Genomic DNA, 23,934 nt, shown 5'->3' with positions numbered 1-23,934 from the left:
TATGGCCCGCCCGCAGCCGGCAACCTCACGCCCGCGCGGCCAGGCCCCTGGCGATGGCGTGCGCAACCTGCGCTTGAAGCTGCTTGCATTGGCTGGGTTGTGTTTGCTGCCGGGACTCGGCGCCGCGCAGATGGCCTGGAACGGGCAGTCATGGCTGCCCTTGGCGCTGTATCCGTGTGTGAGCCTGATCAGCCTGTTGCTGTATTGGCAGGATAAACAACAGGCTCGCAACCAGGCCTGGCGCACGCCAGAAAAGGTCCTGCATGCCAGCGAGCTGCTGGGCGGCTGGCCCGGAGCGTTGCTGGCGCAGCAGCTTTTCCGGCATAAGACGCGCAAGTTGTCGTTTCAGCTGACGTTCTGGGCCATCGTTGCGTTGCACCAGCTGTTCTGGCTGGATCAGGTGCTGCTGGGTGGGCGTTGGCTGGCGCTGCTGCCTATATAAGCGGCAGCGTTGCCGCTCAAAGCAACAAACCCGCTTGCAGCCGTTTTGGCAGTTTGCGCACCACCAGCTGGTGCGAGCGCTGCAGCAAGTCAGCCAGCTCCTCGCGCCCCATCGCATAGGGCGCTGCCACGCTGATCCAGCGGGCACGGGCCAGATAGGGCGCAGGCTTCACCCCCGGACGGTCAACGTAGCCGAGAAACAGCTCATCGGCGACCTTGAACGACAGCCCGGCACCGCCCAGATCAAGCACCGCGAACATCTTGTTGCCGGCCACCGAAAACACCCGGATACCGCCCCATTTGTAATCTTCTCGCGCGCCCGGTAAACCCAGGCACAAGGCCGCTGCTTGTTCGGGGTTCATGCTTGCTTCAGACATACCGCTCTCCACAGGCCTCAAAGGCTGCTGCCAGGTGATCAATCCACACACGCACCGCGGGCAGCATGCCGCGCCGGTGCGGGTAAACTGCCTGCAGCCAAGCGCCAGGCAGCGACCATTCCGGGAGCAGCCTGACCAGCTCGCCACGCTCCAGCTCTTCTTCGCAGTACAGGCTTGGCAGGAGTGTGAAGCCCAACCCGGCGAGCACCGCAGCCTTGCGCAGGATGAAGTCATCAATCGCCAGCCGTGGCTCCAGCGCCAGCTCCTGCTCACGGCCATTGGGCCCGAGCAGGCGGATGTGCACCAGCCGGTCCGCTTCGGTCGCGCCGAGGACCGGCAGCGTCGCCAACTGCGCCGGCTCGGTCAGGCCTTCGGCGAACCCTGGGGCGGCCACCAGATGCATCTGTGCCTGACGCAGACGTCGGGTAGCCAGGGCAGGGTCTTCATCGCCCAGATCGCGTACTCGCATGGCGACGTCGATACCCTCGCCAATCAGGTCCACACGCCGATTGAGCAGGACCATGTCGAGCTGCACCAGCGGGTATGCCAGCAGAAAGCGATTGATCACCTCCGGCAGGAACGTATGAGCCAACGCTACCGGGCACGACACTCGTAGACGCCCGCGGGGTTCGCTGGTCATGCTTGCGACCGCTTCGTCGGCCATCTGCGCCTCGAGCAGCATGGCCTGGCAGTGCTGCAGGTAACGTTCGCCGATCGCCGTCAGCTTCAGCTGGCGGGTGGTGCGTTGCAGCAGGCGCGTGCCGAGGCGCTCTTCCAGCTCGGCGATGCGCCGCGACAGGCGTGACTTGGGTATCCCCAGCTGGCGCCCGGCGGCGGCAAAGCCACCGGCTTTGACCACCCTGGCGAAATAAAACAGGTCGTTAAGATCTTGCATTCACGTATCCCATTGTCCTACCGATGGGACAATCTAGTGCATTCTTAGCTACTAATCATCTATTCGATAGCTCTGTAGGATTCTCTACATCGAGATCGATCCTATCGCGGTCGCCAATCCTGGAGAGTCCCCATGAAACTGTTGCACATCGATTCGAGCATCCTCGGCGACAATTCCGCTTCCCGCCAGCTCAGCCGCGAAGTGGTCCAGGCCTGGCAGGCTACCGACGCCAGCATCGAAGTGGTGTACCGCGACCTCGCTGCCGACGCCATCAGCCATTTCTCGGCTGCCACCCTGTTGGCTGCAGGCACCGCTGAAGAAGCGCGTGATGCCGCCCAGGCGTTCGAGGCCAAGCTGAGCCAGGAAACCCTGGACGAATTCCTCGCTGCCGACGCGGTAGTGATCGGTGCGCCGATGTACAACTTCAGCGTGCCGACCCAGCTCAAGGCCTGGATCGATCGCGTTGCGGTGGCCGGCAAGACTTTCCGCTACACCGAGGCCGGCCCAGAAGGCCTGTGCGGCAACAAGAAGGTGATCCTGGTGTCGACTGCTGGCGGCCTGCACGCCGGCCAGGCCACTGGCGCTGGTCATGAAGATTTCCTCAAGGTGTTCCTGGGCTTTATTGGTGTCACCGATCTGGAAATCGTCCGCGCCCACGGCTTGGCTTATGGCCCTGAGCAGCGCACTGCAGCCATCGACGCTGCCCAGGCGCAGATCGCCGGCGAGCTGTTCGCAGCCGCCTGATCACGGTTCAACCAGATGGAAGCGGGCAGGTGGCGGCGAATTTTGCTGTCATCTGCCCGCAATCGTTGTGTGTTTCATCCAGTTTTCATCTGCCCTGAGCCATAGAGCCTTAAGCTGATGTCATCCGCCCATCTGCGGGGGAGACGCCGGTGACCTACCTCTCAAGAACGATTGCCGCGCTGGTAGTGCTCACCAGCTTGATCGGCCACGCCAATGCCGCGCCTTGGGTCGCTGGCCTGCACGCTCTACAACTCACCGATCCGGTAGATGCGCGGCCCATGCACGCTTTGGCTTTCTATCCTGCCAGTGGCGCGACCCACAGTCTGCGTATCGACGGCTATCAGCTGCGCGCTGCCGAGGAAGCGCCGGTGGCGCTTGGGCATTTTCCGCTGTTGGTCATTTCCCACGGTAATACCGGGAGCCCACTGGCGCTGCATGACCTGGCCACAGGCCTTGCCCGCCAGGGCTTTGTGGTCATCGCCTTGACCCACCCTGGTGACAACGCCCGTGATCCGAGCCGGCTGGGTACCCTGAGCAATCTGTACGGGCGCCCGCTGCAGGTCAGCGCGGCGATCACTGCCGCCCGGGCAGATGCGTTGCTGGGCCCCTATCTGGACGACGGCAAGGTCGGCGTGATCGGCTATTCGGCAGGTGGCGAGACCGCGCTGATCCTGTCCGGTGCGCAGCCTGATCTGGAGCGTCTGCAGCGCTATTGCCAGGAACGGCCGACCGACGCCGATGCCTGTAAAACCCATGGTGTGCTGATTGCCGACCGCAGTGAACTGGCGCCCCATGCCGACCCGCGCGTCGGCGCTATGGTGTTGATGGCGCCGCTTAGCCTGATGTTTGGTAGGCATGCTCTGAGTAACGTCCACCTGCCGGTACTGATGTACAGCGGCGACAACGACCAGTTGCTCGCGCTGGAGCACAACGCCGATGCGCTGGCGCGCAAGTTGCCGGTGACACCCGATTACCGCCTGCTGGCCGGCGCCGGGCATTTCGTATTCATGGCGCCTTGCGATGACGAGCAACATGCACGCATGCCGCTGCTCTGCCAGGACGCTGCCGGTATCGACCGGCGCCAGATCCACCGCTCGTTGCAGCGTGAAACGGCTGATTTCTTTACCCAGGCGCTTGGTGCACCAGAACCGGCAGAACGCTCAGCCGCGTTGATTTCGCCGCGCCAGCAGTAGCGTCAGGCCTACTCCTGATAGCGCCAGCAGGGCGGTTACGCAAAAGATCGAGGCGTAACCTAGATGTACGGCGACCGCGCCCATTACCGGGCCGGCAATGGCCAGCGCCAAATCGAAGAACACCGCATAGGCGCCCAGGCCGGCACCACGGCTGCTCGGTGGCACATGCTTGATCGCTTCGACGCCGAGCGCCGGGTATACCAGCGACAGGCCAAAGCCGGTCAGGCCAGCGCCAAGTAGAGCAAACCCCGGTGAGGGGGCCAGCCACAGCAACGTCAAGCCGACCACTTCGGTCGCCATGCAGGTTATCGCCACCGTATAACCGCCAAAGCGATTGACCGCGTTGACAAACAACAAGCGCGAAATGATGAAGCACACACCAAAGGCGCTCAGGCACAGCGCAGCGCCGGTCCAGCCGCGTTCGAGGTAGTACAAGGTGACGAAGGTGGTCAGCGTGCCGTAGCCGATCGACGCCAGCATCAGGCTCGTGCCGCACGGCGCCACGCGCACGAACGCTGACCAGAAGCCAAGGCGCTCGCCACGCACTACCACCACATCGGGTCGTTGACGCAGGGCGAACAGGCCAACCACTGCGAGGATCACCAGCAACGGGCCGAGCACGCTGAAGTTAAGCCCAGCCACCAGCAGCACGCCGACGGGTGCACCTATCGCAATGGCACCATACGAGGCAATGCCGTTCCAGGAGATCACCCGTGCGGTGTGCTCGGCACCGACCTGATTGATGCCCCAGCTCAAGGTCGCTACACCGATCAGGCCTTGCGCCAGCCCGAGCAGCACGCGGCCGCCGAGCAGCAGCGCCAGGCTTGCTTGCGGCCAAGCCAATGTCCAGGCCGAGAACAGCGTCAGCACTCCGCAACCGATGATCGCCAACAGCCCGTAGCCAATTGCACGTTTGCCGCCCAGGCTATCCGCTACCCGCCCGGCAAACGGGCGGCTGAGCAGCGTGGTCAGGTATTGCAGGCCAATGGTCACCCCGGCGATTACCGCGCCATAGCCGAGTTGGTCATGCACGTGGCCGGGCAGTACCGCGATCGGCAGGCCGATGCAGAGAAAGGTAATGAAGGTGTAGAAAACGATCGCAAGAATCTGGCGGGTGATGGCAAAGCCTTGATCAGGGGAGGGCACTTGTGCAGTCATGGGCTCGTTCGCTGGCGGGCGGTGGGGCGTGCCCCATCATGGCGGTTGCGCGAGGGAAATGAAAGCAGGCTAACGAATTGCCAGTACTACGGCGTGCATTGGCGTGGCCCTGTAAACGACGACGGGGCAAGCCCGCGCCCAAATGACCGAATGCCTCGGTTCACATGAGCGCAGGCTTGCCCCGCGCTGGGTTCAACCTGTCAGCGACAGATCAGACCACGACGCCCTGGCTACGCAGGTAGTCGTCGTAGGTACCGCTGAAGTCGACTACGCCTTCTGGCGTCAGCTCGAGGATGCGAGTGGCCAGCGACGACACGAACTCACGGTCATGGCTGACGAACAACAGCGTGCCCGGGTAGTTTTCCAGCGCCAGGTTGAGCGCTTCGATCGATTCCATATCCAGGTGGTTGGTCGGTTCGTCCATCACCAGTACGTTGGGCTTTTGCAGGATCAGCTTGCCGAACAGCATGCGGCCTTGCTCACCACCGGAGATGACCTTGACCGACTTGAGGATCTCGTCGTTGGAGAACAGCATTCGGCCCAGGGTGCCACGGATCATCTGCTCGCCCTGGGTCCACTGACCCATCCAGTCGAACAGGCTGACGTCATCTTCGAAGTCGTGGGCGTGGTCCTGCGCGTAGTAACCGACCTCGGCGCTGTCGGTCCACTTCACCGCACCTGCGTCTGGCTGCAGTTCACCGACCAGGGTACGCAGCAAGGTGGTCTTGCCGATGCCGTTGGGGCCGATGATGGCAACACGTTCGCCGGCTTCGACGGTGAAGCTGAAGTCCTTGAACAGCACCTTGTTGTCGAACGCCTTGGCCATCTTCTCGATGGTCACGGCCTGACGGTGCAGCTTCTTGTTCTGCTCAAAGCGGATGAACGGGCTGACCCGGCTCGATGGCTTGACTTCGGCCAGCTGGATCTTGTCGATCTGCTTGGCCCGCGACGTAGCCTGCTTGGCTTTCGAGGCGTTGGCCGAGAAGCGGCTGACGAAGGTCTGCAGCTCGGCGATCTGGGCTTTCTTCTTGGCGTTGTCCGACAGCAGCTGCTCGCGCGATTGCGTCGCAGCAGTCATGTACTCGTCATAGTTGCCAGGGAACAGGCGCAGCTCACCGTAGTCCAGGTCAGCCATGTGGGTGCAGACGCTATTGAGGAAGTGCCGGTCGTGGGAAATGATGATCATGGTGCTGTTACGCGCCGTGAGGATCGTTTCAAGCCAGCGAATGGTGTTGATGTCCAGGTGGTTGGTCGGCTCGTCGAGCAGCAGCACGTCCGGGTCCGAGAACAGCGCCTGGGCCAGCAATACGCGCAGCTTCCAGCCCGGTGCGACTTCGCTCATCGGGCCGTTGTGCTGCTCCAGCGGGATACCCAGGCCTAGCAGCAGCTCACCGGCGCGCGAGTCGGCGGTGTAGCCGTCCATCTCGGCGAACTCGGTTTCCAGTTCGGCGACAGCCATGCCGTCTTCTTCGCTCATTTCCGGCAGCGAGTAGATGCGGTCACGCTCGGCCTTGACCTTGAACAGTTGTTCATGGCCCATGATGACAGTGTCGATCACGGTGAAGTCTTCGTAGGCGAACTGGTCCTGGCGCAGCTTGCCCAGGCGGGTGTTCGGCTCGAGCATCACCTGGCCACCGGACGGCTCAAGGTCACCGCCGAGGATCTTCATGAAGGTCGACTTGCCGCAACCGTTGGCGCCGATCAGGCCGTAGCGGTTGCCGTTGTTGAATTTGACCGAAACGTTTTCGAACAGCGGCTTGGCGCCGAATTGCATGGTGATGTTAGCGGTGGAGATCAAAGGGCTTACCTATCAGTCACTTACGGGGCTGGCTTTTCAGCTGATACCGATTTGATACCAATCTTGAGTTTTTCCAGCTCGCTCCAATCGGAGCTTGAGTTGAGCCAACGGGCATACGTCGACAGCAGCATTTGAACGCTGTGACCCAGCTGTTGGGCAATAAATGCGGGATTGAGGCCGGACATTGCGCACATTGTCGCATAGGTGTGGCGGCAGTTGTATGGGGGGCGACGTCTGATCCCCATTTCATTCGGCACCGGCACCCACTGTTTGTGTAGATTCGACGTCTGCCTGATGATGGTGTTGGCCTCAGCCAGGGTGAACGGGTCGATTTCTTTCCTTGAGCGCTTTGGAAGCTCAATCAGCGCTGCTGGGCTCTTGGTCAGCATACCCTCACGGGTTGCGGCATCCAGAATCGTCGCGAGTCTGGTGATCGCGTTGCGCTTCACGTCCGCTGACGTCCAGTCTGTTTCAGCGATGACGCGGCGGAGCAGGTCCATGTGAAACGAATGCAGAGGGAGTTGCGGAAGATCTCGATCCCTCTGCGAAGTGACGCACAATAAGAGGGGCTTCTATGGACGACCCTCGAACATATCTTCATAACCAAGGACGGTGCTCATGAATTTCAGGTGTCTTTTACCCCTTCTGCTATTGGCCGGCTGTGCTTCGCAACCAAATCATCAGGGTGTCGACTGGGGTGAAGGCGCTTGCCCTAGGCCCGATCCAAAAGATGTCTCTGCTACCAACCACCTAATTATCCAAGATGGCAAAACCCTGAAGTGCCAAATCCGTCCATACGTATGGAATATGGCTTGCCAAGGAATTGTTGACGGGAACACTGATGGAGTTGTTTGTCAGGACAAAGGCGGAAACCAGATGATTTTCTTGTTTGATGAGAAGGGAGTGCTGACTACCCACCGCAGTTTGAGAGCCGGATAGAGCGGAGTTGAGCAACGGCGATCATGACTTCACCCAATAGATAGGTTCGATCAGATGCTCTCCGTTGCGCACGGCTTCAATCTTGGTCTTGGCTCCGCCGGCTCCGCGTTCGTATGCGGTGAATATTAGTGTCGCTCGTCGGCTTTTTGAGTAAGTAGCGAACCTTCACGCCGCTTGCCAAGGTCGCTTGATCAGTGGCTACTATTAATTACTGCGGATGAACTCTCATGGACACTGAAAGGCATGAGCGCCAATATCAGGCGTACCAGGCTCTCAAGGGTCTGAGCGACTTGGCTGCTGACACGATGAAGCAAATAGCCTACGAGCAGATGGAACAGATTGATTGGGAGGAAACGTGCCGCCAGCACCGTGATGCCTTCGCGCGCTGGATTGAATATGCCGATGCACAGATAGGCGGCATGCGCCCGACTGTAACCATCCGGCCCTGAGGCGCGCCAGGCTTTGCACCGGTCGACATCATCCTCTTAGAAGTCAGGCAGGTCAGGGTGCTGGAACATTCCGTATTCGTCGCGACGACCGGCGCTGGCTGGATCAGCTTGATATCTTCAGACATGACGATTCCTTGGCCGCACCTCTAAGGTCATTCGGTGTAATCGGGAGGATTAATGACTTAAGTGGTACTGCAAGGGTCTACCGAATAAGCGTGCCATTCGGCTGGCCTTGGACATCGGTGATTACAGTGACAAAGCTAGACAGGGAGAGGCAATTTCAAGCTTATGAGCTGCTACGCAAGCTGGACATGCAAACCGCTGCGACGATGAGCCAGGTGGCCTACGGGTGCACTACTGGTGCTGGATGGGACTATGTCTGCGCCCAGCATCGGAAGGCGTTCGATGAATGGATGAGTTTCGCCGCAACTCTGGATAAGCCCGGTGTCGATTCGTAAGGCGGTTCCGCTCGTCCGGTGAAGCCCTCGGCCTCTTGAGCCGCAGTTGATTACCGCCTCGCTTTCGCTATCTTGCTTACTACAACCTCATAACTATCTGAGTCGTAGGAGTACGGCATGCGAATCCGCGGTGATATTTTCTGGGGTTGGGCTGACCCCACGCTCCACCATCGAATCCATGACGAAACCCTCGATGACGGCACCTACATCGATGTACAAGTGAGGCTTTCGCGCACGGGGAGCACGCAGATGTTCATCGGAGTCTATGCGCCCGAAGGCATGGCATTGCACGAAGAGGCCTTCGACTCCCGACCAGGCGAGTCGATGACTAGGGCATTGGCTTGGGGTGTAGGGCGTGCACGGCTAATTGCTACAGAAGGCGCGGCTTCAAAGGGCCGAATCGCCTGTCCGAAATAGAGGGTAGAGGGGTTACAGCAGAGTGGAGTACAAATCTGCTCTAAGTGCTGGACTGGCTTTGAATGCCAGGTCGATGTAATGCCGACCCTTGGCTGTGAGCTTGATCTTGTCAGCCTGGCGGTTCCAGCTGACCAGCCGCAGCGCCTCCAGAATGCAGGTGACGGTGTGGCCCTGGTGCCAGCCAGAGCCTTGATGCAGCCCTGAGCCAGTAGGCCGCGATATGACATTCAAACGCTGGCGCCCAGGCGGTCAGCGCAGGTCGGAATTTAACGCGGTCTGGCTCTGCCGTTAAACCGGTGTTACGCCGATTTCAACGCAGTATGCCTAGGTCGCCTGCTCAATTAACCTAATTTTCTTCGTGGCGCGTGCCAGCAGGAAGCCACCAAGCGCAAAATTGGATGCTTGACCTCAGCCACTGCCGCGACATTCGGAGCACTGCCCAGGCCTGCTTCATTGCCGAACACGCCGCGTTTGACCCCCATCACGATGGCGCTGCCAACGAGGCCGGCGAATGCCTAGTCCAGGCCGAAGGCGCTTTTGATGATGGTCAGCAACATCATTGGCACGTAATCGAACTGCAAAACAATCACGTAGAGCGTTACCGCCACGTAGGCAAGCGTCTTCACCCGTACCAGCAGGTCTGCCACCTTCGCGATACGCTTGATGCCGCCTATAAATACCAGTCCCAGTACGACGGCCAGAACGATGCCCGAATGACTAGGATCAATGCCGAGGGCATTTTGCAGGGAGTGGGTTACGGCATGCGATTGCAGGCCGTTGAATGAAAAACCAAAGATGACGATCAGCAAAATTGCCATCAGTACGCCGAGCCACCGCTTATTCAGCCCGTATTCGATGTAGAAGGACGGCCCGCCCTAGTATTGGCCTCTGACATCTTTACGTTTGTACAACTTGGCCAAGCTACACTCCATAAGCGTGGTCGCCAATCCAACCAAAGCTGTGACCCACATCCAGAAGACAGCGCCCGCCCCCCCATTGTTACGGCAACTCCAACGCCGGCAATGTTGCCTGCACCAACCCGACCCGCGAGGCTTAACATTAGTGCTTGAAACGAGCTGATTTGCGCTGAACTGCTGCTGAGGCGTAAGCGTCCGGTGAAGTCAGGTTGATACAACCGGATTCGTGGCGCTCATTCCAACGGCAGTAGGCGATCTGTGATGACATCTTTCATTACCAAGGTCGAGGTTAGCCGCTGTACATTTGGCAGCCTCGATAGCTCATCATCATAGAGCTTCTGAAACGCCGGAAGGTCTGCGGTTACGACCATTAGCAGGTAGTCCGGATCACCAAACAGTCGTTGAGCTTGGACGATGTAGGGAATGCTTGGTAAGGCTTTTTCGAAGTCTGCTACGGCCTGCTGATGCCCTTCTCGTAACGTCACGAACACCAGTGAAGAGAAATTGAGCCCTAGCTCGGGGGCAGAGAGGTGGGCGCGGTATCCCTTGATCACTCCAGCCTCTTCTAAAGCGCGAACTCGTCGATGGCAAGGGGACAAGCTCAGCCCCACGCGCTCGGCCAAGTCCGTGAGTGACTGGCGACCATCTCCTTGCAGCTCCGCAAGAATCTTCCTATCAATTCGATCCATTTCGTAAAACCTTCCACGGCCTCGGTGCTCTGCGAGTAACTACGCAAGATAATAACACCAGGCTTTCTTTATCCTTCTCTCAGTTTCTACCAGGGCCGAAGGTGCCGTACTGGTGATGAGCAAGAGGAAAATTGATCGTGAGCGCTTCTCTGATGATGGCCTTCTGGGCCGTTTCATTTCTGTTTGTTATCACCCCAGGTGCTGATTGGGCTTACGCCATTTCAGCGGGTTTGCGAGGCCATACCGTGGTACCTGCGGTATTGGGCATGCTCTCAGGCCATGTTCTCGCGACATTGATCGTCGCGGCGGGTGTGGGTGGCCTGCTGGTGAAAATCCCTTATGCGTTGTCGACGCTTACGCTGATGGGGGCTGCTTATCTCTTGTGGCTCGGCTTCAACATGCTGCTCAAACCCTCAGTTCCCGCTCAAGGGGACGCCGCAGATGATGGAGGCTGGATCACTTGGGCATTCAAGGGACTTTGTGTAAGCGGCCTGAACCCAAAAGTGCTGCTGCTGTTCCTGGCTTTGCTACCTCAGTTCACTGATTCGTCTGCCGCTTGGCCGGTTGCAGTCCAGATCATTGCGCTAGGGCTCATCCATGCTTTCAGTTGCGGAGTCGTTTATCTGGCCGTGGGCTATGGCGCACGCGCTGTACTGACTTCTCGACCTGGGGCCGCGCTCAATGTGAGCCGCATCTCAGGGGCCGCAATGATTGTCATCGCTGTCGTCCTCGCGGCGGAGCGGCTGACCGTTTAATGGAAGGTAAAGCAATGTCTGAACAGACCACCGCCCCCTACGCTAGCCAAAATCGTGGGCGAGTAAGAATTCCTCATCTACACCAGATGAAAGCGCGGGGCCAGAAATGGGCCATGTTGACCGCTTATGACATGTACACCGCAGCCATATTTGAGGAGGCAGGAATTCCTGTGCTTCTGGTCGGCGATTCAGCCGGTAACAATGTCTTCGGCTATGACTCGACCTTGGCAGTAACCGCTGACGAAATGTTGCCCTTGGTCAGCGCGGTCTCGCGGGCTACCAAGCACGCATTGATCATTGCCGATCTGCCTTTTGGTTCGTACCAGGGATCACCTGAGCAATCCTTCCATACAGCCGTGCGCTTTATGAAAGAAGGTGGCGCGCACGCCGTTAAGCTCGAAGGTGGAATTGAGATGCTCCCCCAGGTCGAGAAGCTGGTGGCCGCAGGGATTCCAGTGATGGCCCATATTGGATTCACCCCGCAGGCAGAGCATCAACTGGGCGGTTACCGTATCCAGGGCAAGGGCTCAGACGCGCAAAGGTTGATTGATTTAGGGATGGCTTTTGAGCGCGCAGGAGCGTTCGGCCTGCTCATTGAGATGGTGCCAGGCGAGGTTGCAAGAAGAATCACCGAGGCAGTTGGCATTCCCACCGTTGGAATCGGGGCGGGGAACGGCTGTGACGCTCAAGTACTGGTATGGCAGGACATGGCAGGTCTGCGGCAAGGCCAGTTGCCTCGATTCATCAAGCAATACGCTGATGTGCGAAAGGTGTTGAATGACGCTGCTCAAGCCTTTGCTAAGGATGTGGAGTCAGGATCATTCCCAGGATCTGAGCACACCTTTTGATGCGGCAGGAGAGTCCAATGAACGCGATACGCCAGAGGGCGATTGAAGGGCTTGAAGAGGGCGACACATTCGAGATCAAGCGCACCTTCTCGGAGGCTGACTTCGTTCAGTTCGAAGCACTATCGCATGACCACAACCCAGTCCACTCCGATGCCCGATACGCTGTAGCCAAAGGTTTTGACGGCACCATCGCTCAAGGCCTCCTGACTGCGACTTTGATCACTGAGATCGGCGGACACTTGGGTTGGCTGGCTGCATCAATGAGCTTCAAGTTCAAGCGGCCTGTCTATGTTGGGGAGGAGTTGACCTGCGTATGGACAATTGTCCGGATTGATGACCGACACCGAGTGGAAGCCGAAGTCATCTTGAAGAACAGCACCGGCCAAGCTGTGCTGCTGGCTGAAACTACGGGGTGATTCCTAGCGAGGCTGAAAAGGCGGTTCTCGCGGCAACCCCAGGCCATTAGGTTTGGCCCGATGCTGTGATCAACGTATCCCACCGAAACTTTGGAATAGACAGTTCAGCATGCATTATCTATTGAAACTCATTATCCGGCCTGGAACTGAACTGGCTGACTCCTGCTTCCTGATCCTGGCTTTTATTGTGGGTGGTGGTGCAGGAGCACTGTTGGCTCACAAAATATCGCTGGGAATCGGACTGCCTTTCGCGTTGTTCGCCACTCTAGTACTTCATCTGACGTGGCGGACACCAAATTGTAAGCTGTAGCCTGATTTACATAACCTAGGTCAGACCGGTACCCACTGATGCGGCAGCAATTGTCCGATCTCACTGGCCCGCTGCATCGGTAGCCGCATCAGCACATCTTTAAGATAGGCATGCGGATCATGCCCGTCACGCGTGCTGACTGGATCAAGCTCATGATCGCTGCCGCGCGTTTACCGCTGCGCAGAGATCCAGCGAACAACCTGAAGGTGTGTTCGGTAGACGCTTACGCTGAGGCTGTCTTTGAAAACTTTAAACATGTGCAGAAAGTACCGAAGCTGCACAAAGCGGGTTTTGATGGTGAAATAAGTACCTAGTCCGACGACCAGGACGATGAGCAGCTTTCCCGAAAGAAAACCATTGATGGCTTCGAGCATGGCGCAACCTCATTGTTATTATTACTGGGGGTAGTGCGAGCTTCACGCGGCCGACTCAACCGCGCGGTAAAGATACGAACCGCTCAGGCGCGGTCTTGCAAAGCCTTGATATACTTCCACATTAGGGCGGGATTCGAATACATCGGGAAGTGACCGCAATCAGGGATGCACGCCAGTTCCACGCCTTGTGCAGCGATATGGTCGAGGTAGGAGAGGTGTGAGTTGGTTATCCCATACATATACTGGCATGGGAATGGTAGTGCGAGAAACTTGTCCATCAACTGAGCGTTGTCGGACAAATTGACCATCGATTCGAAAATGCCACGCACAGCGCCGGTCCGTACTTTATGGGCGAGGCTGGCCGCATATATTGCACTTGCTGGGTCCGAAGCCAACCGAGTGCGATTGATAAAATCACGGAAGAAGCCCGCATCGTCATCACGGTCATGATCATGTATCTGCCGACTGAGGAAGCAATCCTCAGGTGCGATGTTGCCTTCGATATCAACGAAGCTTTGAATGCGATCAGGCTCTTCGTGAGCCAGTACCAAGCCGGTCAGTCCTCCCATGGAATGACCTACCATATGGAACTTGTCGATTCCGAAATGCTTGAGCACGGCTTGCGCGGTTTTCACCAGGAATGCGATGTTGATGCGCGACAGGTCGGCACACTCCGTTTCACCGCAGCCTGGCGCATCATAGGCGATGAAGGGGTGTCCTTCGAAAGACGCCTGCAGGGTGATATCGGCGTAGTCCTCTTTTGTAGAACCGAATCCGTGGAGGAACAGGATGGGCGTTTTTGGCCCGGAGCGGTGTATCACCGCCAGATCGAGTTGCACACCATCGATGCTCAGTGGGATTTTCTCGTACGTGAAGCGAGCTGCATGGGACACGGATACAAACTCCTATAACAGAGTCCCCAATGTTGAACGAGCCTAATGATTTGTAAAATACGAAGCCACGAACCCTGTCATACGCCCGGCCTATGACAGTAAATCTTGTCTTGCATGGTCGATCATTGCCTCTACCAATGGGTTTTTATGCTCGCTATGCCAGGCTATGGCCGTGATCACCACTTTTACTTCGGGATGCAAAGGGCGGATGACGACGTTGTCCGGCGCGAGTTTTCCCATAGACGTCGGTACCAATGCGATGCCCTGACCGCAACTGACAAAGGCGACTTGTGACGATACGGACCGCACCTGGTGGACGATGCGCGGGGCGAAGCCGCTGGCCTTGCACTGCCCAACCAAATAGTCGAAGTACACAGGACTCACATCCCGTGAAGCCATGACCAAGGTTTCGTCCGCGAGGGATTGCAGAGAGATTGACTCTTTGGCAGCCAGGGGATGGTCTTTGGGTAGCGCGACAGCCAGCCTATCTTCGGACAACGGCAAGGATTGAATATGTCGACCGAGATTCCCTTCCAGGCGTGCGAATGCAATGTCGATATCACCCGCCTCCAGTGCGGGTATGGCTTCCGCGCTATCTATCTCTCGAACCGATACCGTAATCAACGGATGGTTCTGCTTGAAACGCTCGATCAACGGGGGTAGCACGTCGATCATGGCCGATGTAATCGCCCCGATGGTCACCACGCCGGCATGGCCTGCGACGGCTTCGTGAACCGCCAACTCTAGTCGCTCCAGTTGATCAGCGAATTTCCGGACCGCGGGAAGAATCGCGGCGCCGGCGGCAGTCAGCTGTGCACCGCGGCGAGAACGGGTAAAAAGTTGAACCCGAAGGGACTGTTCGAGCGCCTGGATTTGCTCGGTCAACGGCGGTTGCGACATCCCCAGCCGCTTGGCCGCGCGACTGAAATTTTGATCTTCTGCCACAGCCAGGAACAGCCATAGGTGGCGTATCAAGCGAAAGTTGATCACGGCGCTTTTCCATAGGTTTAGGATATAACAAGCTTAGCTTCTTCGTAATATACGTATCAAACTACGGCGCCGATACTCAAGCCTCACCAACAAGAGGCCTGCAACCGATGAGCTTGAAAGCCCCGCTTGAACGCCTGGCTGCGCTCGATACCAACACAGTGTCGGACGCTCTGGACTTCCTCCAAATGCCTGGCGCCACTAACGGCCTGCTGCCGCTCTGGAACTGCCCCAAAATTGTCGGGCGAGCCAGCACCGTGCAGTTGGGGCCAAAGCAGGACGTGGCGCCCACCGTTCACCTGATTACCCCGGTCGTGGAGCAGATCACCACCGATGACCGCGTGCTGGTGATCGCCGGTGGTGTTGACGGTATCTCCAGCTGGGGCGACATCCTCGCCAACGCAGCCACGCGCAAAGGCATTCGTGGATCGATCATCGATGGCTTCAGCCGCGACATCCGCGGCAGCGCAGATATCGGTTACCCGGTATTCGGTCGCGGCGTGACCATGATCAGCGCGCGCAACAGGCTCATCCAGATCGACGCGGCCGTCAAAGTTCGCATGGCTGGTGTTGAAGTTGATGAGGGCGATTACGTGATCGCCGACGAATGCGGCACCGTTTTCGTTCCGGCCAATGCCGTCGAGAGAGTGCTTGATCTGGCCGAGCGTATTGACCGTCGCCAAGCCGGCATGGTCGACGCTGTTCGCGCCGGTCGCTCGGTCGAAGAAGTCATGCACGACACGCAATTCGAAGCCATCAAGGTGGAGCACTGATATGAGCCTTTCTGATAAAGACGTGGTTGCCTTGTTCGAAGGCTTGGATACCCCGGGTGTGTCCGACGCGATGGATAAACTGGGCCTTCCGGGCCAGGCCTTCGGTATCTCGCCATTGGCCAACTACAGCCAGGTCGTGGTCGGCCCTGCCTTCACTGTTCAGTACGTCAGCGCGAGCACACCGCCCGGTACTGTCGGTGACTTCATTGATGAAGTAGCACCAGGCGATGTAGTGGTCATCGCCAATGACGGCCGTACCGATTGCACGGTGTGGGGCGACATCATGACCCAGTACGCACTGGCCCGTGGTATTGCCGGCACGGTCATTGACGGAGTCTGCCGCGATGTGAACAAGGCGCTGGGCGAGGGCTACCCGCTGTTCAGCAAAGGCCGTTTCATGCGTACCGGTAAGGACCGCGTGGAAGTTGTGGCTGTAAACCAGCCGGTGTCGGTTGGCCAAGCTCGAGTTTGCGCCCGCGACATCGTTGTCGCTGATGCCAATGGTGTCGTCATCGTCCCGCGTGATCGTGCTCAGGAGGTCGCTGAAACGGCACGTCGTATCGAACATGTCGAAGCGCAGATCCGCGAACAGATCGCCACTGGCAAGAGCCTCAAAGAAGCGCGTGCCGCCCTCGGTTACCACTCCCTGCAGAGCAAACAGCCATGAGCCTTCCAAACGATTATCAGAACATTGCAAAGGTTCTCGGTAGCTCCACCCTGTATGAGGCCTCTGGGCTGCCGTCTGCAGTCGACCGCGAGATTCGCGCTGTCTGGAAGGGCGCCTTCATTGCCGCACCCGCTTACCCGCTGCAGTGTTCGCCTGGTGACAACCTGGGCCTGCACCTGGCCGTGGCCAAAGCGCCGCGCGGTAGCGTCCTGGTCTGTGATTGCGCCGACTTCATTGCTGGCTACTGGGGTGAAGTGCTCACGGTGGCGGCGCAAGCCGCAGGCATTGTCGGTTTGGTAATTAATGGCGGCGTACGCGACATCGCCGCGCTTGAAGCGCATGGCTTCCCAGTGTTTGCGCGGGGTATATCGGTCAAAGGTACCGTCAAGGCAACTACGCCTTCAGTAGGTAAACCGTTCGACTTCAGCGGTGCACAAGTAAGCGCCGGCGATTTGGTCGTCGCGGACGAGGACGGTGTGATCATCATCCCGGCGGATGCAGTCGAACGTACGCTACGCGAAGGCCAGAAGCGTGCGGACAAAGAGGCATTGTTCATGGCCAAGCTGCGCGAGGGGCACACCACCATGGACCTGATGGGCCTTACTCACCCGGAGGAACACGCGTGAGCCTGGAAACGCTTAACCGTCGCTTGGAGGCTGCCAAGCCTTCGGCAACCTACAAGATCATCGACCGCGTGGCTGCGCGACGCGCAGAAGGGGCGAAGATCATTTCGCTTTGCGCGGGTGAGCCTGACTTCGATACGCCGGAGCATATTCGTACCGCAGCCATCAGTGCAATCAACAGTGGTTACACTCGCTACACCCAGGTGGCCGGCCTTCGTGCGTTGCGGGAAGCCATCGCGCGCAAATACCAGCGTGAAAATGGTCTCGACGTCAGCTGGCAGGACACGCTGGTTTGCAGCGGCGGCAAGCAAGTGATCTTCAATGCCCTGGCCGCAACCCTAAACGAAGGCGACGAAGTTGTGATCCCGGCGCCGTACTGGGTCAGCTGCCCAGAAATGGTTGAGCTGTGTGGTGGCGAGTCGCGCATTGTTGCCTGCGGCGCCGAATCGAGCTTCAAGTTGACTCCGCAAGCACTGGCCGAAGCCGTCAGCCCGAACACTCGCTGGCTGATCCTGAATTCACCGTCCAATCCCACGGGCGCTGTGTACGATCGCGACGAACTGCAAGCTCTGGCTGAGGTATTGCTGGCCCACCCGCAGGTTCTGATTCTGGCTGACGACATCTATGAGCATCTGATTTTCGACAACCGTGACTTCCTCACCCTTGCCCAAGTTGAACCACGTCTGGCTGCACGGACGTTGACCATGAATGGCGTGTCGAAAGCCTATACCATGACGGGTTGGCGAATCGGGTTTGCTACCGGTCCCCGCTGGCTGCTCGAGGCGATGGAGAAGCTTCAGGGGCAGCAGACCTCAGGTGCCTGTTCCATCTCCCAGCACGCAGCAATCGCTGCCCTCGACGGTCCGAAAGACTTCATCGCTCATAGCCGCGAAGTCTTCCAGCGGCGTCGCGACTATATGGTCGAGCTGCTCAATCAGGCGCCGGGGATTAGTTGCGAAGTTCCAGGAGGGGCTTTCTACGCTTTCGCCGACTGTTCTGGGCTGATCGGCAAGCGTTCTCCCGCCGGTTGTGAGTTGGTCGATGATGAGGCGGTGGCCCTGGCGTTGCTAGAGGAGGCCAACGTTGCAGTCGTTCAGGGCAGTGCTTTCGGTCTTTCAGGCTACCTGCGCATTGCTTACGCGCTCGATGACGATTCGCTGCGTGCGGCGTGTCAGGCTATCCACCGCTTCTGCGAAGACGCGCGATAGCTAGATAACGACGCTGAAGTAGAGCAGCGAAAGGCTGCACCTCCTCAATTGCATACGTGCGATACAGGTGGTGCAGCCTTTTTGTGATAGGGGCTTGAAGTAAACATCTTTCCGTTCCGTTTCAAGGCAGAGCGCGAGTTACTCGTCAGTTGCACCGGTGCACACTGCGCACTGAAGGTGGATGGGCATCGCGCACCCAGTTTGACTTGCCTGGAGATCAGGGCTGGCAAACAGGTGGTGGTTGAGCGCCCACGCTTGGGTGTCGGGGCTTATCTTGCGTTTTCAGGTGGTGTTGACGCACCGGTGCAATTGGGTTCCCGTGCGACAGATCTGAAGGCGGGATTCGGCGGTCATGAAGGACGAGGTCTCAATCGTGGCGACCGGGCGGTGTGAGTGTGCGCCCGGGTGACATCATAGTTGGGGATCGAGACGGTGTGGTGGTAGTAGAGCGCTCCCGCGTGCAAGAAGTCATTGAATTGAGCCGCGCCAGGGAAGGAGGCAGGTATCCGTGATGGCATCGAGGCGGGCGTCAGCACTGTGGATTTGCTTGGGCTGCGGGATACGCTCCAGCGCTTCAATATGCAATGAGTACGTCGGGCGCACGTCATCTATCACTATGTCCGCCAAAGGCCGTGGGCGTCCGTCTAAAAGTTTTTCTGTAAAAAGGTGGGCGCGATTGATCAGTGACGCGTGGCCGACGTCAAGGGCGTGATAGTGGTGACCCGCGGGCGTGCCCGTGAGGGCACTCAGCCTACCCGCTAGATCGAAGCCGTTGAGGCCGATATCCGCGCCGCTATCAGCCAGGCCAAGATCTTGATGCAGGCTTCCGAGGACATCAGTTCCCACCCTCCTCAGCGAGAAGTTAAGTCCCCAAGTGGCTGCCGCTGGCAGGTCTGCGCACTCAGGCAGGCAGACGTGCTTCGATCTAAGCGAGCCTGCTGTTTGGCCCCAACTGAGTGCATCATCACTGCGTCGCCTGGCATAGCTGAAATGCCGTGATTCAATAGCAGCCCTTTACTCCTCCCAGTAGAATCGAGCAACAGCGCGATGCGCTTTGCGCCCAACAGCACCCTCCTCGAAACACATTGCCGACGGTGGTCACCGGCGTCGATCTCCTCCGTACATGAAGGCCGTTTGTGAACGCTGCTCTACGCCTCCCCGGACCCGTCGGCATCTTTTGCCTGGGGATACTCCAGATAATGGTCTGGGGTGGGTCCTTCTTTATTTTGGCGGTCATGGGTGAGCCCATCCTGCGCGAGACCGGCTGGGATGGCCACTGGGTCTATGGCGCGCTGTCGCTCAGCTTAATGGTGTCGGCACTGCTAGCACCGCTGGCCAGCCGGCTGGTGGTTCGGTACGGTGGTCGCCTGCAGATGGCCGCGAGCGGAATCGTGGTGGGAGCGGGGCTGTTGATCGTCGCCAACGCTCACAGCCTGCAAGTGTTCCTGCTGGCTTGGGTTGTCATTGGCGTCGGCATGGCCATTGGTCTTTACGAAGCCCTGTTTGCCACTCTCGGCGCCTTGTACGCCGAGCGGGCGGGCAGGGCGATCACTGGGATCACCTTGATCTCTGGTTTTGCCACTACCATCACCTGGCCGCTGGTGGCGTTCGCAATCGAGCAGCTCGGCTGGCGAGTTACCTGTACCGCTTATGCGCTGATGCTGATTGTCGTGGTCGCGCCGCTGTACCTATGGGTACTGCCGGCGGGCCTAAACGGGACCGAGAGCAAGACTGTGGTCGCGGCGAGCGATGTCAGCATCGACCGACGTCTGTACCTGTCGCTCATGTGGATCTTTGCGATCGGCGCAATCATCATGACTGCAGTTTCAGTGCAACTGGTGGCAGTGCTGCAGGGGCTGGGCCACAGCCTGGCTACGGCAATCGCGCTGAGTGCGCTATTGGGACCCAGCCAAGTGGCTTCGCGCGTGCTGCAGATCGTCGCCCGGAAGCGACATCCGATCTGGACAGCGCTTGTGTCTTCAGCTCTGGTGGCCGTGGGCGTGTCACTGGTTGCCCTGGCGCCTGGCGCAACGGCACTGGGGCTGTTGCTCTACGGCTGCGGCAATGGCCTGCGTGCCATCGTCCGGGGTTTGCTGCCCCTTGCGCTGATGCCGCCGGCGCAGTACGTGGCGCTGATGGGCAAGATGTCGCGGCCTTCGCTTATCGGTCAGGCGCTGACGCCGCTGGTCGGTGGCTACCTGCTTCAGCACTTTGGCGCCATGGGTGTGCTGGCAACGCTTGCTGGCTTGGCCGTCGTCAATGTCGTGCTGGTGCTGTTGGTCATGCGTTCACTGCCTGGCCGGCCCGTTTGAGCGTCAACCATCGAGGAGACAGTTGCAATGTCACAATTGGACCGTGAAGAGCTGCTAATCGATGGCCCGGTGGGCAAGCTCCACCTGCTGCTCGATCATCCATCAACCTCACCGAAGGGGGTGGCTATCGTCAGCCATCCGCAACCACTGCTGGGCGGCAGCCCCCGGCACATCGTGCCAGTGACCCTTGCCAGGCAGTTGTGTGCCAGCGGATGGCTGGTGGTGCGGCCGAGTTTTCGTGGGGTGGGGTTAAGCGAGGGCAGTCATGATGGCGGTACGGGCGAGACTGAGGACAGTCAGGCGGTGCTCAAGCACATGGCCGGAATCATGCCTGGGCTGGCCATCGCCTTGATCGGTTTTTCTTTTGGCGCCCATGTGTTCGCCAGGCTGGCCTGCGCAGCGGCGGGAGAGTTCGAAGCTCTGGTCTTGCTGGGGATGCCGGTCGGCGATGTACCGGGGGGCCGCCATTACCCAGCGCCGGACCTGCCAGAGGATTGCCTGCTGGTGCACGGCGAGTGTGACCAGATGGCGCCCCTGGTCAGCTTGATGGACTGGGCCGCTGGCGAACACCGCCGCGTATCGGTGTACGCCGGCGCCGACCACTTTTTCAAAGGCTGTCTGAGCCGGGTCGCAGAAGAAGTCTGCCGCTATCTGCAGGACAAACGGCGGGAAAGCCCGGCTTAGACGGCCATGCCTGCCCGGCATAGCTGTTAGACCTGTGGCGCCTCTTCCCCCAAAACGACGCTATGCAAAGCTGTACCCGAGTTGGCAAAAAAAAATAACAACAAGGGTTAGCGATCATGAATGCAGACATGAGCACGGCACGTCCGTTGACGCGCAAAGAGCGCACAACCGCAATTGTGGGTGTGTGTTCCGGCAACTTGGTGGAATGGTACGACTTCTTCATCTACGCCTACACGTCGATCTACTTCGCATCACTGTTCTTCCCCGCTGGCGACCAGACCAGCCAACTGCTGGCCACGGCCGGTATCTTTGCTGTCGGCTTCTTCATGCGCCCGCTTGGTGGTTGGATTTTCGGCTACATCGCCGATACCCGTGGGCGCAAGATCTCGATGATCATCTCAGTGTTCATGATGTGCGGCGGCTCGTTGATGATCGCGGTCATGCCCACGTACGCCACGGTGGGTGTCGCAGCGCCGGTTCTGCTGGTGATCGCACGGCTGATGCAAGGGTTGTCGGTAGGCGCCGAGTACGGCACCGGCGCCACCTACATCAGTGAAGTTTCCCGCGCCGGGCGGCGCTCGTTCTACGGCTCCTTCCAGTACATGACAATCATTGCCGGGCAACTGCTGGCGCTGCTGACGGTTGCGGTGCTGCAAATGGTGCTGTCGGAACAGGACCTCAAGGCTTGGGGCTGGCGGGTGCCGTTCCTGATCGGCGCGCTGGCTTCGATCGTGGTAGTGATCTTGCGCCGGACCATGCGCGAGACAGCCACTGAAGAAGGAATGAAGAGCAAGGAATCCGGCTCGCTCCGGGGCCTGATGCAACACCGTCGCGCGGTGCTGCTCACCTTCACCATCACCATCGGCTGCTCGCTGTACTTCTATACCTTTACTGCTTACATGCAGAAGTTCCTGGTAGTGAGTGTCGGTATCCCGGCCCCCACGGTGAGCATCATCATGGCTTGTGCATTAGTGATCTTCATGCTGGCGCAGCCGGTGTTCGGCTTGCTCGCTGATAAAATCGGCGTGCGCCGCAACATGATCATGTTTGGACTGCTGTCCACCTTCCTGGTTATCCCGTTGTTGTCGGCGATCAAGACAGTGCAGGACCCGCTCGCAGCCTTCGGGCTGGTGCTCGCCGGGTTGCTGATTGCAGCCTTCTATACACCGGTCACCGGTGTTCTCAAGGCCGATTTCTATCCGCCGACCGTACGCGCACTGGGTGTGGGCTTGCCTTACGCAGTAGGGGCTGCGATGTTCGGCGGTTCGGCCGAGTATGTAGCATTGACCTTCCGCTCCGTGGGAATGGAGCAGTACTTCTACTTGTACGTGGCGGTCATCGGCGCCGTCACTCTGGTATCGGCCCTGCTGATGCCAGATCTTGGCAAACATGGTTATCTCGACGGCGACGGCAAGGTCGAAGAGAACATCGGCATACGCAAGTTCATGGGGCGCAAATCCCTGCCGACCCACCCCAGTCATTGAGGCAAGGCAAGCATGACTACTCAAAGGAAGAAGATCGTGCGATTCGACGTCTGGTATCACCCGGTGATGGCCCAGATCCTCGAAGCTTCGCCCGATGTCGTGCTGCAAACCGTCGCCCGTGACCAGCCGCCTGCCGTCATCCTGCAGGCGCTGCGCAATTGCCAGGTATACCAGGTGCCCTCGGCGCGGGACGAGCTCCCGCGGCAATGGTGTGTGACCGAGGCGCTGCTCCGCCAGTTGCCGGGCCTGCTGTGTGTCTCGACCAATGGTGCAGGCTTCGACACAGTGGATGTCGAAGCCTGCACCCACGCGGGTGTCCTGGTCGTCAACCAATCGGGCGCCAACGCCCAATCGGTTGCCGAGGCCACGCTGGGGTTGATGCTCGATTGCGCGCGGCGTATCAGCGAATCGGACCGGCGCTTGCGCCGGGATCGCGGGTTTTCACGCGAAGACTTGATGGGTAGCGAGTTGTTCGGCAAAAGTTTGGGTTTGATCGGTATCGGTGAGATTGGTACACGCGTCGCCCGTATAGCCCAGGCCTTGGGCATGCAGGTACTTGCCCATGACCCCCTGCTGAGCGCGGAGCAGATCGGCCAACGGGGCGCTTCCAGTTGCACGTTGCAGAGCCTGTTGCAGCACAGTGATGTAGTCTCGTTGCATTGCCCGCGTCTGGCTTCGACCTTGAACCTCATGAACGCGTCGGCTTTCGCGGCCATGCGCAAAGGGGCTGTGTTCATCAATACCGCACGTGGCGGCTTGCATGACGAGGTCGCTCTGTATGACGCTTTGGCCTGCGGCCATCTTGGAGCTGCGGGAATTGACGTTTGGGATCAGGAGCCGCCTGCGTTGGATCATCCTCTGCTTGGCCTTGAAAACGTGGTCGGCCTGTATCACACCGCTGGCGTCACGCGCGAAGCTCGGGAGCGCATGGGCGCGTGGGCGGCCGATCAGATTCTGCAGTTGCTACGTGGCGAGCCGGGGCCACGTATGGTTAATCCGCAGGCGTTTGAAGCGTTCCGGCAACGGCTGCGGGTCAGGGACCACCTCGACACTTAATGCCGCTTGCAGTCCACTCTGGCGGGCTCTGAACCGCCAGGGACGTCTTAAGAGATTGCGATTCAGGTG

Annotated in this window: 25 protein-coding genes and 4 pseudogenes; 17 read left to right on the top strand and 12 right to left on the bottom strand. The window is 59.0% G+C overall.

The annotated features are described in order from the left end of the window. Nucleotide 1: 1 nt before the first annotated feature. Nucleotides 2-442, top strand: coding sequence for a DUF1294 domain-containing protein (locus K3F44_RS07480; protein WP_220633682.1), 441 nt, complete (start codon nt 2-4; stop codon nt 440-442). Between the two features lie 16 nt (nt 443-458). Here K3F44_RS07480 and K3F44_RS07475 read toward each other — a convergent pair whose 3' ends face one another. After that, a complete protein-coding gene (locus K3F44_RS07475) occupies nt 459-818 on the bottom strand; it encodes an MmcQ/YjbR family DNA-binding protein (RefSeq protein ID WP_220633681.1) in 360 nt (119 codons plus the stop codon). After that, on the bottom strand, nt 811-1,713 hold the full coding sequence (locus K3F44_RS07470; protein ID WP_220633680.1) for a LysR substrate-binding domain-containing protein: 903 nt from the start codon (nt 1,711-1,713) through the stop codon (nt 811-813). The genes K3F44_RS07475 and K3F44_RS07470 overlap by 8 nt, the downstream gene beginning before the upstream one ends. A gap of 132 nt (nt 1,714-1,845) precedes the next feature. Here K3F44_RS07470 and K3F44_RS07465 point away from each other — a divergent pair, with 132 nt between their 5' ends. Together K3F44_RS07465 and K3F44_RS07460 are read left to right on the top strand one after the other, a co-directional pair. Next, the gene (locus K3F44_RS07465) at nt 1,846-2,457 is read left to right on the top strand and encodes an FMN-dependent NADH-azoreductase (RefSeq protein ID WP_220633679.1); all 612 of its coding nucleotides are present in this window, start codon (nt 1,846-1,848) and stop codon (nt 2,455-2,457) included. 149 nt (nt 2,458-2,606) lie between these two features. Beyond that, the gene (locus tag K3F44_RS07460; protein ID WP_188036048.1) at nt 2,607-3,650 is read left to right on the top strand and encodes a dienelactone hydrolase; all 1,044 of its coding nucleotides are present in this window, start codon (nt 2,607-2,609) and stop codon (nt 3,648-3,650) included. Here K3F44_RS07460 and K3F44_RS07455 read toward each other — a convergent pair. The 3 genes and pseudogenes from K3F44_RS07455 to K3F44_RS07445 all read right to left on the bottom strand — a co-directional run. After that, entirely contained in the window at nt 3,618-4,808 is a 1,191-nt protein-coding gene (locus K3F44_RS07455; RefSeq protein WP_188036047.1) for an MFS transporter, read from the bottom strand. The genes K3F44_RS07460 and K3F44_RS07455 overlap by 33 nt on opposite strands. Nucleotides 4,809-5,019: 211 nt before the next feature. Further along, nucleotides 5,020-6,606: an ABC-F family ATPase gene (locus tag K3F44_RS07450; protein WP_101319657.1), complete on the bottom strand. Its 1,587-nt coding sequence runs from the start codon at nt 6,604-6,606 to the stop codon at nt 5,020-5,022. A gap of 20 nt (nt 6,607-6,626) precedes the next feature. Continuing rightward, nucleotides 6,627-7,100: pseudogene (locus K3F44_RS07445) on the bottom strand (hypothetical protein); the annotation flags it as partial. 672 nt (nt 7,101-7,772) lie between these two features. On the opposite strand from K3F44_RS07445, the gene K3F44_RS07440 reads away from it, so the two are divergent. Together K3F44_RS07440 and K3F44_RS24800 are read left to right on the top strand one after the other, a co-directional pair. Beyond that, complete coding sequence (locus K3F44_RS07440; protein ID WP_157831745.1) at nt 7,773-7,994, top strand: hypothetical protein; 222 nt, start codon at nt 7,773-7,775, stop codon at nt 7,992-7,994. 575 nt (nt 7,995-8,569) lie between these two features. Further along, nucleotides 8,570-8,869 (top strand): hypothetical protein, encoded by a 300-nt coding sequence (locus K3F44_RS24800; RefSeq protein WP_101319653.1) that lies wholly within the window; start codon nt 8,570-8,572, stop codon nt 8,867-8,869. A gap of 12 nt (nt 8,870-8,881) precedes the next feature. Here K3F44_RS24800 and K3F44_RS07435 read toward each other — a convergent pair whose 3' ends face one another. The 3 genes and pseudogenes from K3F44_RS07435 to K3F44_RS07425 all read right to left on the bottom strand — a co-directional run bounded on the left by K3F44_RS07435 (nt 8,882) and on the right by K3F44_RS07425 (nt 10,475). Further along, nucleotides 8,882-9,100: a hypothetical protein gene (locus K3F44_RS07435; RefSeq protein ID WP_224786350.1), complete on the bottom strand. Its 219-nt coding sequence runs from the start codon at nt 9,098-9,100 to the stop codon at nt 8,882-8,884. 137 nt (nt 9,101-9,237) lie between these two features. Beyond that, a pseudogene (locus tag K3F44_RS07430) lies at nt 9,238-9,971 on the bottom strand (alanine:cation symporter family protein); the annotation flags it as partial. 48 nt (nt 9,972-10,019) lie between these two features. Then, nucleotides 10,020-10,475, bottom strand: coding sequence for an Lrp/AsnC family transcriptional regulator (locus tag K3F44_RS07425; protein WP_101319651.1), 456 nt, complete (start codon nt 10,473-10,475; stop codon nt 10,020-10,022). Between the two features lie 131 nt (nt 10,476-10,606). Between K3F44_RS07425 and K3F44_RS07420 the strand changes: the two genes are divergently transcribed. The 3 genes from K3F44_RS07420 to K3F44_RS07410 are packed head-to-tail and all read left to right on the top strand — an operon-like array spanning nt 10,607 to nt 12,494. Next, on the top strand, nt 10,607-11,230 hold the full coding sequence (locus K3F44_RS07420) for a LysE family translocator (RefSeq protein WP_409077662.1): 624 nt from the start codon (nt 10,607-10,609) through the stop codon (nt 11,228-11,230). 14 nt (nt 11,231-11,244) lie between these two features. Then, nucleotides 11,245-12,078, top strand: coding sequence for a 3-methyl-2-oxobutanoate hydroxymethyltransferase (gene panB, locus K3F44_RS07415; protein WP_181108444.1), 834 nt, complete (start codon nt 11,245-11,247; stop codon nt 12,076-12,078). A 17-nt stretch (nt 12,079-12,095) separates the two neighbouring features. Next, a complete protein-coding gene (locus K3F44_RS07410; protein ID WP_259407041.1) occupies nt 12,096-12,494 on the top strand; it encodes a MaoC family dehydratase in 399 nt (132 codons plus the stop codon). Between the two features lie 330 nt (nt 12,495-12,824). Here K3F44_RS07410 and K3F44_RS07405 read toward each other — a convergent pair. The 4 genes and pseudogenes from K3F44_RS07405 to K3F44_RS07390 all read right to left on the bottom strand — a co-directional run. Continuing rightward, nucleotides 12,825-13,003: pseudogene (locus K3F44_RS07405) on the bottom strand (transposase domain-containing protein); the annotation flags it as partial. A gap of 22 nt (nt 13,004-13,025) precedes the next feature. Beyond that, nucleotides 13,026-13,178, bottom strand: a pseudogene (locus K3F44_RS07400) (sodium:alanine symporter); the annotation flags it as partial. Between the two features lie 83 nt (nt 13,179-13,261). After that, on the bottom strand, nt 13,262-14,071 hold the full coding sequence (locus tag K3F44_RS07395; RefSeq protein ID WP_220633677.1) for an alpha/beta fold hydrolase: 810 nt from the start codon (nt 14,069-14,071) through the stop codon (nt 13,262-13,264). 90 nt (nt 14,072-14,161) lie between these two features. Further along, nucleotides 14,162-15,061 carry a LysR family transcriptional regulator gene (locus K3F44_RS07390; protein ID WP_150569169.1) on the bottom strand — a complete coding sequence of 300 codons (900 nt, stop codon included), beginning with the start codon at nt 15,059-15,061 and terminating at the stop codon, nt 14,162-14,164. Between the two features lie 107 nt (nt 15,062-15,168). On the opposite strand from K3F44_RS07390, the gene K3F44_RS07385 reads away from it, so the two are divergent. The 9 genes from K3F44_RS07385 (at nt 15,169) to K3F44_RS07340 (ending at nt 23,865) form a co-directional block, all read left to right on the top strand. Next, complete coding sequence (locus K3F44_RS07385; RefSeq protein ID WP_220633676.1) at nt 15,169-15,831, top strand: RraA family protein; 663 nt, start codon at nt 15,169-15,171, stop codon at nt 15,829-15,831. 1 nt (nt 15,832) lies between these two features. Then, nucleotides 15,833-16,498: an RraA family protein gene (locus K3F44_RS07380; RefSeq protein WP_150569171.1), complete on the top strand. Its 666-nt coding sequence runs from the start codon at nt 15,833-15,835 to the stop codon at nt 16,496-16,498. Then, a complete protein-coding gene (locus K3F44_RS07375) occupies nt 16,495-17,124 on the top strand; it encodes an RraA family protein (protein WP_150569172.1) in 630 nt (209 codons plus the stop codon). Before K3F44_RS07380 ends, K3F44_RS07375 begins: the two co-directional genes overlap by 4 nt. Beyond that, the gene (locus tag K3F44_RS07370) at nt 17,121-18,329 is read left to right on the top strand and encodes a pyridoxal phosphate-dependent aminotransferase (RefSeq protein ID WP_220633675.1); all 1,209 of its coding nucleotides are present in this window, start codon (nt 17,121-17,123) and stop codon (nt 18,327-18,329) included. Before K3F44_RS07375 ends, K3F44_RS07370 begins: the two co-directional genes overlap by 4 nt. 105 nt (nt 18,330-18,434) lie before the next feature. Next, nucleotides 18,435-18,722, top strand: coding sequence for a biotin-dependent carboxyltransferase family protein (locus K3F44_RS07365; RefSeq protein WP_224786373.1), 288 nt, complete (start codon nt 18,435-18,437; stop codon nt 18,720-18,722). A 794-nt stretch (nt 18,723-19,516) separates the two neighbouring features. Further along, nucleotides 19,517-20,641 (top strand): MFS transporter, encoded by a 1,125-nt coding sequence (locus tag K3F44_RS07355; protein WP_220634157.1) that lies wholly within the window; start codon nt 19,517-19,519, stop codon nt 20,639-20,641. Between the two features lie 27 nt (nt 20,642-20,668). Next, nucleotides 20,669-21,325, top strand: a complete 657-nt coding sequence (locus tag K3F44_RS07350) for an alpha/beta hydrolase (protein ID WP_220633674.1) — start codon at nt 20,669-20,671, stop codon at nt 21,323-21,325. A 128-nt stretch (nt 21,326-21,453) separates the two neighbouring features. Beyond that, the gene (locus K3F44_RS07345; protein WP_150569176.1) at nt 21,454-22,809 is read left to right on the top strand and encodes an MFS family transporter; all 1,356 of its coding nucleotides are present in this window, start codon (nt 21,454-21,456) and stop codon (nt 22,807-22,809) included. Between the two features lie 12 nt (nt 22,810-22,821). Beyond that, nucleotides 22,822-23,865, top strand: a complete 1,044-nt coding sequence (locus K3F44_RS07340; RefSeq protein WP_220633673.1) for a hydroxyacid dehydrogenase — start codon at nt 22,822-22,824, stop codon at nt 23,863-23,865. The last annotated feature ends 69 nt before the right edge of the window (nt 23,866-23,934 follow it).

The sequence above is a fragment of the Pseudomonas sp. S07E 245 genome (assembly GCF_019599025.1).
In the GTDB taxonomy this organism is placed as follows: domain Bacteria; phylum Pseudomonadota; class Gammaproteobacteria; order Pseudomonadales; family Pseudomonadaceae; genus Aquipseudomonas; species Aquipseudomonas shirazensis.
The sequence above is the reverse complement of the archived record's forward strand: the minus strand, read 5'-3'. Positions and strand labels throughout refer to the sequence as shown.